Source organism: Streptomyces sp. NPDC056231, from assembly GCF_048270745.1.
In the GTDB taxonomy this organism is placed as follows: domain Bacteria; phylum Actinomycetota; class Actinomycetes; order Streptomycetales; family Streptomycetaceae; genus Streptomyces.
On record NZ_JBLVKW010000149.1, the window covers coordinates 1 to 9,238 of the forward strand.

Annotated in this window: 9 protein-coding genes and 2 pseudogenes; 5 read left to right on the plus strand and 6 right to left on the minus strand. The window is 67.6% G+C overall.

All coding sequences use genetic code 11. From position 1 onward, the window contains the following. A pseudogene (locus ACNPQM_RS42845) lies at nucleotides 1-278 on the plus strand (hypothetical protein); the annotation flags it as partial. A 344-nt stretch (nucleotides 279-622) separates the two neighbouring features. Beyond that, entirely contained in the window at nucleotides 623-1,441 is an 819-nt protein-coding gene (locus tag ACNPQM_RS42850) for a transposase family protein (protein WP_418088260.1), read from the plus strand. Between the two features lie 39 nt (nucleotides 1,442-1,480). On the opposite strand, the gene ACNPQM_RS42855 is transcribed toward ACNPQM_RS42850, so the two are convergent. Beyond that, nucleotides 1,481-2,263, minus strand: a complete 783-nt coding sequence (locus tag ACNPQM_RS42855) for a WD40 repeat domain-containing protein (protein ID WP_418088261.1) — start codon at nucleotides 2,261-2,263, stop codon at nucleotides 1,481-1,483. Between the two features lie 197 nt (nucleotides 2,264-2,460). On the opposite strand from ACNPQM_RS42855, the gene ACNPQM_RS42860 reads away from it, so the two are divergent. Continuing rightward, entirely contained in the window at nucleotides 2,461-3,204 is a 744-nt protein-coding gene (locus ACNPQM_RS42860) for an SDR family NAD(P)-dependent oxidoreductase (protein ID WP_358863454.1), read from the plus strand. A 382-nt stretch (nucleotides 3,205-3,586) separates the two neighbouring features. After that, complete coding sequence (locus ACNPQM_RS42865; RefSeq protein ID WP_418088262.1) at nucleotides 3,587-5,083, plus strand: multicopper oxidase family protein; 1,497 nt, start codon at nucleotides 3,587-3,589, stop codon at nucleotides 5,081-5,083. A 27-nt stretch (nucleotides 5,084-5,110) separates the two neighbouring features. Here the strand turns inward: ACNPQM_RS42865 and ACNPQM_RS42870 are convergent, their stop codons facing one another. From ACNPQM_RS42870 to ACNPQM_RS42890, 5 genes and pseudogenes are all read right to left on the minus strand, one after another. Further along, on the minus strand, nucleotides 5,111-5,341 hold the full coding sequence (locus ACNPQM_RS42870) for a hypothetical protein (protein ID WP_418088263.1): 231 nt from the start codon (nucleotides 5,339-5,341) through the stop codon (nucleotides 5,111-5,113). Nucleotides 5,342-5,527: 186 nt separating this feature from the next. After that, nucleotides 5,528-6,298 carry an SDR family NAD(P)-dependent oxidoreductase gene (locus ACNPQM_RS42875; protein ID WP_418088264.1) on the minus strand — a complete coding sequence of 257 codons (771 nt, stop codon included), beginning with the start codon at nucleotides 6,296-6,298 and terminating at the stop codon, nucleotides 5,528-5,530. A 298-nt stretch (nucleotides 6,299-6,596) separates the two neighbouring features. Continuing rightward, nucleotides 6,597-7,097, minus strand: a complete 501-nt coding sequence (locus ACNPQM_RS42880; protein ID WP_418088265.1) for a Dps family protein — start codon at nucleotides 7,095-7,097, stop codon at nucleotides 6,597-6,599. 57 nt (nucleotides 7,098-7,154) lie between these two features. Beyond that, nucleotides 7,155-7,451, minus strand: coding sequence for a hypothetical protein (locus tag ACNPQM_RS42885; protein ID WP_418088266.1), 297 nt, complete (start codon nucleotides 7,449-7,451; stop codon nucleotides 7,155-7,157). 65 nt (nucleotides 7,452-7,516) lie between these two features. Further along, nucleotides 7,517-8,283 (minus strand): annotated as a pseudogene (locus ACNPQM_RS42890) (IS6 family transposase). 463 nt (nucleotides 8,284-8,746) lie between these two features. On the opposite strand from ACNPQM_RS42890, the gene ACNPQM_RS42895 reads away from it, so the two are divergent. Then, nucleotides 8,747-9,148 carry a GNAT family N-acetyltransferase gene (locus ACNPQM_RS42895; RefSeq protein ID WP_418088267.1) on the plus strand — a complete coding sequence of 134 codons (402 nt, stop codon included), beginning with the start codon at nucleotides 8,747-8,749 and terminating at the stop codon, nucleotides 9,146-9,148. The last annotated feature ends 90 nt before the right edge of the window (nucleotides 9,149-9,238 follow it).

Here is a 9,238-nt window from a genome sequence, read left to right on the forward strand (position 1 = left end):
CCCACCTGGTCATGCTGCTTCTCGACCTCTACACGGTGTTTCTGGTCTTGGGGCTGCACGCCGCCGCCGTCACACGCCCACACGTCGTGGGGCCGGGCGAACTGCGGGTGCGGCGTAGCGCACGGCTCGATCTGCGGATACCCCTGGCACGGATCGCGTCCGCCCGTTACGACCTCCGCTTCCCGGACGCGAACAAGTCCGAGGACGGTGTGCTGGACGTGACCATCGCGTCGCAGACCTCGATCACTATCGAGCTGACCCAACCAGTCACCACGTAAGCCTGTTGGGGCGGCGCGCGGAGGTTCATACGGTCCGCTGCCACGCCGACGAACCGCAGACCGCCGTCGCGGCGATCAAGAAGCTGCTGCCGGCAGATAACTGACAGGGCCGACACTCTCACCGCAGGTCGGTCATGCGGAACTGCGGACCGTGACATGTGACGGGCCACACGGGTTGGGTGAGTTGTGAAGCTGACCTGGGCCCGTGCTGCCTGCTCCCATCCTGCCCTGTCCGGTGTCTCCCGCGCACATTTCGGCGAGTTGCTCGAAGAGCTCGCGTCTCCGTTGGCGTCAGCGCGCGAGTCCGTGCTACGTGATCAGCGTGGCGGCCCCGGCGCCGATCGGTGGGGTCCGGGCGCAAGCCGAAACTGGTCTTCGTCGACCGGTTACTGGTCACCCTCATCCACGTGCGGCACGGGCTGCCGCACGTGGTCCTGGCCGAGTTCTTCAGCGTGGACCGCTCCACTGTCTCCGCCGCGATCCGCCAGGTCCGTCCCCTGCTCGCGGCCCGGGGTTTCGCAGTCCCCGACCGTCCCGGCCTGCGGCTGAAGACGTTGGAGGACGTCTTCGCCTATGCCGAGGCCGAGGAGGTCGAGCTGCGGTTGGACGGGGCGGAGACTCAGGCCCGCCGCCCGCAGGCGGGGCGGCCCGGCCGGCGGGCGTTCGTCTCGGGCAAGCGCAGACAGAACACGATCAAGACGACGGCGTTCAGTGACGGCCAGGGCCGCATGCTGTTGCCCGGTGTCGTCCGGCCGGGCCGCATGCATGATCAGACGGCGGTCCGCAGCGAGGGCATCGCCGAGCAGTTCCGCCACCGTCCCGGCGTGAAGGCCGGGGTCGACTCCGGGTATCAAGGGCTGGCCAAGGAGTTTCCCCGCCAAGTGAGCGCCCCACCGAGGAGTCCGAAAGACGACGCCTGCGACGGCGACAAGTACGCCTGGCACGACGCGCGGCGCCGCCATTCCTCGGCCCGGATCTGCGTCGAGCACACCAACGCCGAACTGCGGCAGTGGGCTCCTCTCCGGCGGTTCACTGGACGCCGTGAAACATATGCCGAGACCCACATCGCAATCGCCTGCCTGGTCTCAGACCGAGCCGCCAAGCGACCCAGCCGCCCCCGGACAAGCACCGAACTGGTCCTCGCCCGCGCCATCGCCTGCTGATCAGCCGTCGGCCGAACACCAGGCCAGCACACCCCGAACTCAATTCCTCCCGAGGTCGTAAGCAGTGCCCAGCCCGTCCAGCCGGAGCGCGCCATCGTGGGACCCAGTGGCGAGTACGGCGGTGCCGTTGGGGCGGAGGGCCGCCGCGGCGGCGAATCCGGGATGGGGCAACGCAAGTTGCTCGCCGGTCAATGCGTTCCACTGGCGGACGGTCTCGTCCTCGGACGCCACGATCACGCGCGGTGCGCCGGAGACCGGAATGACGACGGTTGTGTGCGGAAACACCTCGCCCATAGGCAGGAGCGAGCCGATCGGTTCGCCAGTGGCTGCGTTCCACCGGTGGATCCCCTGTACTTCGTCGTGTGCCACGAGGAGGGCCCTTCGGTCCGGTAGCCGGCACGAGGCGAGATTGAAGGCGCGGCCGTCAGGGCTGACCGTCAGCGGCTCGCCGACGGGTTCGCCGGTCTCTGCATGCCATCGGCGCACGGTCCCGTCCTCACCGCCGGTGACCACCAGCGGTGTGCCGTCCGGCAAGGTGAGGCTCGTGACGGTGAGGGCGTAACCGCGGTGACACTCCCAGGAGGGTCCTTCCGGTTCGCCGGTGGCTGCGTCCCATCGGTGGAGATGGCCGTCGATGCCCGCCCCGACGAACAGGGTCCGCCCGCTCGCGGATGGCGCAGTGGTGACGTGCCAGATAGTTGTGCTCTCGATCCGGCCCAGGGACTGCCCGGTCTCCGCGTCCCAGCGGTGCAGCCCGTCCGGGTCCGACGTCGCCAGAATCAGCCGGTCGTCCGGCAGCGGCGCGAGGGCACCGTTGTGCACGATGAGCCATTGCCCCGGAACGGTACGAGGTCGAAAAGACCGTGAAGACGACAGTGCGGCACCGCGGGACGGAGTAGCCGAAGGTGCTGGAGCCTGCGGTGGCAGGGACAGTGGAGGGCAGGACCGAGGGGGCCGCGCATCGTGGTTCACCCGCCTGTCGGGCGGGCGCTGCCCCGGCCAGCCGAAAGGTGCATCCCATGTCTGCGGAGCGTGCAAACCTTGACCCACACCCCCTCACCGCCCTGGTCACCGGGGCCACGTCCGGGATCGGCCGGGCGGTTGCCAAGCGGCTGGCCGCCGACGGAATGTCCGTCGTCGTGGCCGGCCGCAACGCCCAGCGCGGCGCCGAGACCGTCGACGAGATCACCACAGCCGGCGGCCACGCCCGATTCGTCGCGGCGGACCTTGAGGATCCGGTCGGCATCGACCGGCTCGCCGCGGAGGTCGGCGAGATCGACGTTCTTGTCAACAACGCCGGGCATGCCGTCTGGGCGCCGACTGAGGAGATGAAGGTCTCCGACTACGACGCGATGTTCGCCGGCAATGTCCGCGCGGCGTTCTTCCTCGTGGCCGCGTTCGTCCCGGCGATGGCGGCGAAGGGATCCGGCAGCGTGATCAACATCGGCAGCATGGCCGGCAGCCTCGGCTTGGCCAACGCTGCCGCGTACGGTGCGACCAAGGCCGCGCTGGCATCACTGACGCAGAGCTGGACGGCTGAGTACAGCGGCCGTGGCGTCCGCTTCAACACCGTTGCCCCCGGCCCGGTCTACACCCGCGGCGCGACCCGCGAGCTGTTCGACGCGATCGCCGAAACCACAGCGATGAAGCGCGCGGCCGAGCCTGCCGAGGTAGCCGAGGTCGTCGCTTTCCTCGCCTCGTCGAAGGCCAGCTACGTCACCGGCGCGACCGTCGCCGTCGATGGCGGCCGCACCGCCATCTGAACCCTGGCTCCTGGTGCCGCGCCCGGCGAATAGGCGTTCCGCCCGTACGTACTGCTCGCGGAGTTCGGGGTACAGCGGCAGCAGGCCGCTGGCGGCTTCCCGCCTACCTCGGAGGCGACCAAGGAGATTCACCATCACCGACATCGTCAAGGCCCACCTCGCCCTACAACACGTCGCCTCCGCAGAAGGTTGGAAATCCTCGTCCAGGACGGGTGACCGCTGCAGTCCTCATCCGAGTGGACAGCGCCACCGTCCGGGTGCGACCGAGGGCATCGGAGTCTCCCTCATGCATATGATCCGGTCACGGACCGTTCATATTTTGGACACTCGTTCCCGGCCGGGCGGTCACCCGCGTGGCCGCACGGCTTCCCTGGGGAGAGACGTGACCCGGCCCATCACCCGCTTCTCACTGACCTTGACGGCCATTGGCCTGGCGCTCGCCGTGGCCGGACTGTCCAGCGGCGTGCGGCACACACTGGCGGAGTTCTACCGCGCCGCGTACAGCCCCGCCGCGGAGAGCGGCCGCCCCGTCTCAGGGAGCGCCGGCCCTCTGCTCCAGGACCCGCCGGAACTTGTCAGTCGTGGCGGCCTGCTCAAGGCGGCTATTGTCGTGGAGCGGCGCAAGGTCCCGGTCGGCGACCGCCAGCTGTACGCGACTACCTACAACGGTGCTTACATGCCACCCACGTTGCGTGTGCGGCCGGGCGACCGCATCGACCTGACCATGACCAACAAGGCCGATAAGTACACCAATCTGCACACGCACGGACTCATGGTCTCGCCACGCGCGCCCGCCGACGACATCTTCATCTCCATCAAGTACGGGCAGTCGTACCACTACGCCTACCAGCTCCCGCTCGATCACCCCACCGGCACCTACTGGTATCACTCGCACGCCGACATGCTCTCTGCCGCGCAGGTCGCGGGCGGCGAGTCGGGCGTCATCGTGGTCGAGGGCCTGCGACGACACCTGCCGCCGTCGTTGCGGCACATCACTGAGCACACCATCGCGCTCAAGGACTTCCAGGTCGAGGGCGACGCGATTAAAACCAGTCCCCTGAGTATCGGTGCGCCCACCAACCGCACCGTCAACGGCCAGCACAACCCCGTGATCCGCATCCGGCCGGGCGAGACCCAGCTGTGGAGGCTGGCCAACATCGGCGCCAACATCTACTACAAGCTGCACCTGCCGGGCACCCGCTTCCATGTGATCGCCCAGGACGGCGTACCGGTGCGCAGGATCCACGCCGAGGAAACGCTGCTCATTCCCGCCGCCGCACGCTTCGATGTCCTGGTCCAGGGTGGCGCCCCCGGGACCACCCGACTGGAGACACTGCCGTACAACACGGGCCCGGCGGGCAACCAGTTCCCCCAGGCCGGCCTCGCGACCGTCGTCACGGGCGGCACACCCATGCCACGGGCGACGATTCCGAGTAGCTTCGTCGCGCAGGAAGACCTGAGCGGCGCGAAGATCGCAGCCCGCAAGACGATGGTCTACACGGAGAACACGGCGGGCACGGTCTTCTACATCAACGGCCGGACGTTCGACCCGAAACGGACCGACTTCACCTCCACCCTCGGCACCGTCGAGGAGTGGACTGTCAGCAACGACTCCGACGAGGACCACAGCTTCCACCTGCATACAGACCACTTTCAGCTGATGAGCACCAACGGGAAGGCTGAGGACCCCTCCCACAGCGTGTACGACACGGTGAACGTGCCCCGGCGCGGCGCCGTCGTCATCCGCGTCCACTTCACGAAATTCACCGGCAGAACTGTTCTGCATTGCCACATCCTCAACCACGAGGACATGGGCATGATGGCCGTCCTCGACATCGTCCCGTCCCACACCGGCCATCAGAAAACACCTGGCAAGTGACCGCTGATGGCCGACAGCGCATAAGCCTCAGCCGCCGTGGCCCGGGACACCACGGGGTGGCTCCGCGTCGGCGCCGACGCGGAGCTGGGTGCCGGACGGCGAGGAGGATGTGGCGACGGTCAGACTGCGTGCTTGTTCCCGAGGACCGCCCCGACGCGGCGCGGAGACGGTGTCGATCCGGTACTGGCCGGCGCTCCTGACCTCGATGATGGTGACGTTCCGTATCCGGGCCGCAGTCGCCGCCCTCGCCGAGCACACGGCCGACGTATCTTTCCGGGGCCGCGCGTCTCTTCGCCGCACACATCGCCCAGGCCCTTGACGGCGTCGTGAACGCCAGTGCGGTCGACCATGCCCCGCCGGTACGGAGGCTGGCACGGTCAGCAGGGCGACGAGAGAGGTGCGAACAACACTGCAAGCCGACGTGGGACGCCGGCTGAGCGGAAGTCAGGAGGCGGGGAACAGGGGCCAGCCGGCCATCAGGCCGCCGTCGAGAGTGAGTGTCTGGCCAGTGATGTAGCTGGCTTTGTCCGACCCCAGGTACTGCACGGCCGCCGCGATCTCCTCGGGGGTGCCCGGACGGCCCATCGGAAGTACGGAGTCGACGGCGGCGCGGACGGCGTCGCTGCCGGTGGCGCGCTCGTACATCGCTGTCCGTGTGTAGCCGGGTGCCACCGCGTTGACGCGGATGCCGTGCTTGGCGCCCTCCAGGGCCGCCGCCTTGGTGATACCGACGACGGCATGCTTGCTGCCCGCGTACAGGGCGTACTCGGGGTAGCCCATGAGGCCGTAGGTGGAGCTGACGTTGATGATGCTGCCGCCACCGTCCTGCGCCTTCATGGCTCGGAACTCGTGCTTCAGGCTGAGGAGCGTGCCCTTGACGTTGGTGTCGAAGGTGCCCTCGTACACCTCGTCAGTCACCTCGGTGATCGGGGTGAGCCGGCCTTCGGTACCGGCGTTGTTGAAGGCGACGTCGAGCCGCCCGAAGTGCTCCAGCGTGCGGTCGACCAAGTTTTGGACCTCGGTGTCTCGGCGTACGTCGGTCTTCACGAACAGGGCCCGGCCACCGCTGCTCTCGAGTTCCTCGGCGAGCGCGTCGCCTTGGTCCTGGTGGCGTCCGCTGACCACCACGTTCGCGCCCTCACGGGCGTAGACGAGGGCGGTTGCGCGTCCGATCCCGGTGAGCGCGCCGGTGATGAGGGCAACAAGAGCAGGCATAACGTGGTCCTTCGGTAGGGGCCCGCAGGCGTGAGGGGCGTGACGACGGGGGAGGACCGTGACGTGTTGGGCTACATACCAGAGGAACTGGACCCTGGACCCCCGCAATGCCGATGTCCGTGTGCACGCGGCCTTTACGTCGGTGAGCTCATCCGTGTGCCCCGGCCCGCAGGATGCGACGGTACTGGTCCGCGTCGACAAAGCCCTGCCCTGGCTCGAGGGCACACCCGCGGTCGAGCAGGACCGGATGCTGACACCCTGTACGTCCCCGACTTGCTTCCAGGGGCGCGGAATGGTGTCAGAGGGATCGGTTTTCCGCGCTGACCATCCAGGCGTGTTTCTCCAGGGAGTCGATGATCGCGTGCAGCAGATCGGCCGTGGAGGGATCCTCGCTGTCGACCTGGTCATGGTGGGTACGCACCGTATCGACAGTGGAACGCAGGCGCGCGGTGACAAGATCGACAACAGCACTCACACTCAGCTCCCCTTCCGGGAATGCGGGGAGAGTGGTGCTCGCAGCGACAGTGTTGGAGCGGCCGTCTGGCAACGTCGCCAGAGCGCGCATGCGTTCGGCGACAATGTCGGCCGACTCCCGTGCGTCGTCGACGATTTGATCAAGTTGCAGGTGAAGGTCCCGGAAGTTGTGGCCGACCACGTTCCAATGGGCCTGCTTCCCCTGGAGGTGCAGTTCGACGAGATCCACCACGATCTGTTGCAACGCTCGGGTCAACTGCGGCGAGGCCGTGAATCCGGCGGCATCGTTCTCCGAACGTCGGGAATCCCCAGGGGAAGCATTCATGACGCGTCTCCTTGTGCAAGTACCGCACAGCAGCCCCTGGAACAGGAGGCCGTCTTCCTACGCGATCAAGCGTACGTAGGTCGCTCTCTGCCGCCACTGCACCTGATCCGCTTGGGGGCCATGCGAGATCAGGGGGCGTGAGACCCGGTGGGCTGTCCACCGTGGGGAGCAGGGGGAGAAGAGCTCTGCCCTCGCCCGCTCGTTCGCGGTGGCTAGGGCGAGGACGCGCTGGGTGACGCGGACCGCGACGCCCTCAGTGGTGCGGCCGCCGTGCTGTTCCAGGTCGAGCCGGCCCTTGAGGGTGTCGTCCACGGACTCGATCAGCTGCCGCACCGCTCCTGGCGGCGTTGTCACGTTGTTGGGTGTGTGGGTGTCTGACTGTGCGTCGAGGTGTGGTGGGGTCGGGTGCCGGCCTGGGCTCAGGCCGAGGTAGTTCGGCCGGTGACGCCGGTGATCTGCTCCCAGGTGGTGAAGCGGATGGTCATTTCGGCTCGGTGTTCGGATGCGGTCATCAGGTGGCGTCGGGGCCGGAAGTGGGGTGAGATGCTGCTGAACGCGGACAGGAACCGCTGGGCCCCGCCCACGCTGCGGAAGCCCTTCATGGCCCGTTCGCGTTGCCTCGTCGGCTGGTGACTGTTGTCGGCCCGGTTGTTCAATCCCTTGTGGGAGCGGTGCTCCACCGAGGGCATGACCTCGCGCTGAGCGGCGCCGTAGGAACGCAGCTTGTCGGTGACAACCAGACCCGCGGCACCCCGCCCGTCGTCATCAGCCTGCGGAAGAAGCGCCTGGCCGCGGCCGTGTCCCGCCGGTTCTGCTCCAGGATGTCCAGGACATTGCCGTCCTGGTCGACCGCCCGCCACAGATACTTCTGCTCAGCGTTGATCTTGATGAAGACCTCGTCCGGATGCCACTTGCCCCCCGGCCGTGGCTGTCGGCGGCGCAGCGCGTTGGCGTACGCCTGGCCGAACTTCAGACACCAGCGGCGCACGGTCTCGTGGGAGACGCTCACGCCGCGCTGGAGCATCGGCTCCTCCACTTCACGGAAACTGAGCGGGAACCGGAAGTACAGCCACACGCACTGCGAGATCACCTCGACCGGGTACCGGTGACCCCTGTACGACGGCGACACGCTCCCCACAGACGATCCCCCTCCACCGTGATCAACCCGAGGATCCTCCCACGCCACCTGCCAACGTGACAGCGCCCGCCGATGTGCTCTCCTTCAAGGGAGACTCCTACCGGCTCAAAGACCGAGACATCGGCCGCACACTGAGCGCGGCAACCGGATGAACAACTGCACACGGGGTCAAAAATCACCGACCCCAAAAGGGTCCAGGTTCAGAGACCGCCGACAGCCCTCTTCAGCTACCTGCCAGTCACGCCTACAGGTCAGCCCTGGCGAGGAGCACTTCCGCCTGTTCTCGGGTGAGAATCGGCGGGGCCGTGCTGGTGAGGGACACGTGTGTGGGTTGCGGCGGGACGACAGGATCCACTCCGCGAGGGGGCTGTCGGTCTCCACACTGGCCACGATCCGCTCACGCAGAGCCAGCGGGGTGTCCGGGCGGGCTGCGATCGCGTTGCGGACAAAGATATCCGGGTCTTCTGCCAGCAGATCACGCAGACCGGTAGGCAGGTCCGGATGGGCGGCGGTGCTGGGGTACGAAGACGGCGACGTCGTCGGATTCTGCTTCGGCACGACCCTGGCGCCGGACACCAAGTGGTGGGGCAGCATGCTCACGCCCCTGCCTGCCGCCTGGATGGCCGAAAACGGGAAGCGCACCGTCGCACTGAACGAAATCGTGGTACGCAAGGCGTGGCGGGGTCGTAGCGTCGCATGGCAACTGCACGAGGTGTGGCTGACTCACTGGGCTGAGGAGCGCGTGACGCTGCTCGTCAATCTCCTCAATGGGGACGACGCTGTCCAAGCTGTTTATGAGGCGTGGGGCTACCGCAAGTTGGGCGACCAGCAGCCGTTTGCCGACTCGCCAGTGTTCTCGGTCATGCTGCGCTCGGTCGCTCCGGCTGAGAACTCGGGCGTGTTTCGAAAGTAGCGTCGTCCGCCCGCAGGGCGGGCCGGGCGGCGTCTGGTGCGTGCGATCGCAAGGCGGAGGGTCGCCCCCGATACTGGGCGTATCGGGGCC

Bases quoted from the DNA above. Each gene is read 5' to 3' on its own strand.
- ACNPQM_RS42880 (WP_418088265.1), bottom strand. From the start codon at position 7,097: ATGAATGCTTCCCCTGGGGATTCCCGACGTTCGGAGAACGATGCCGCC.
- ACNPQM_RS42860 (WP_358863454.1), top strand. From the start codon at position 2,461: ATGTCTGCGGAGCGTGCAAACCTTGACCCACACCCCCTCACCGCCCTG.
- ACNPQM_RS42875 (WP_418088264.1), bottom strand. From the start codon at position 6,298: ATGCCTGCTCTTGTTGCCCTCATCACCGGCGCGCTCACCGGGATCGGA.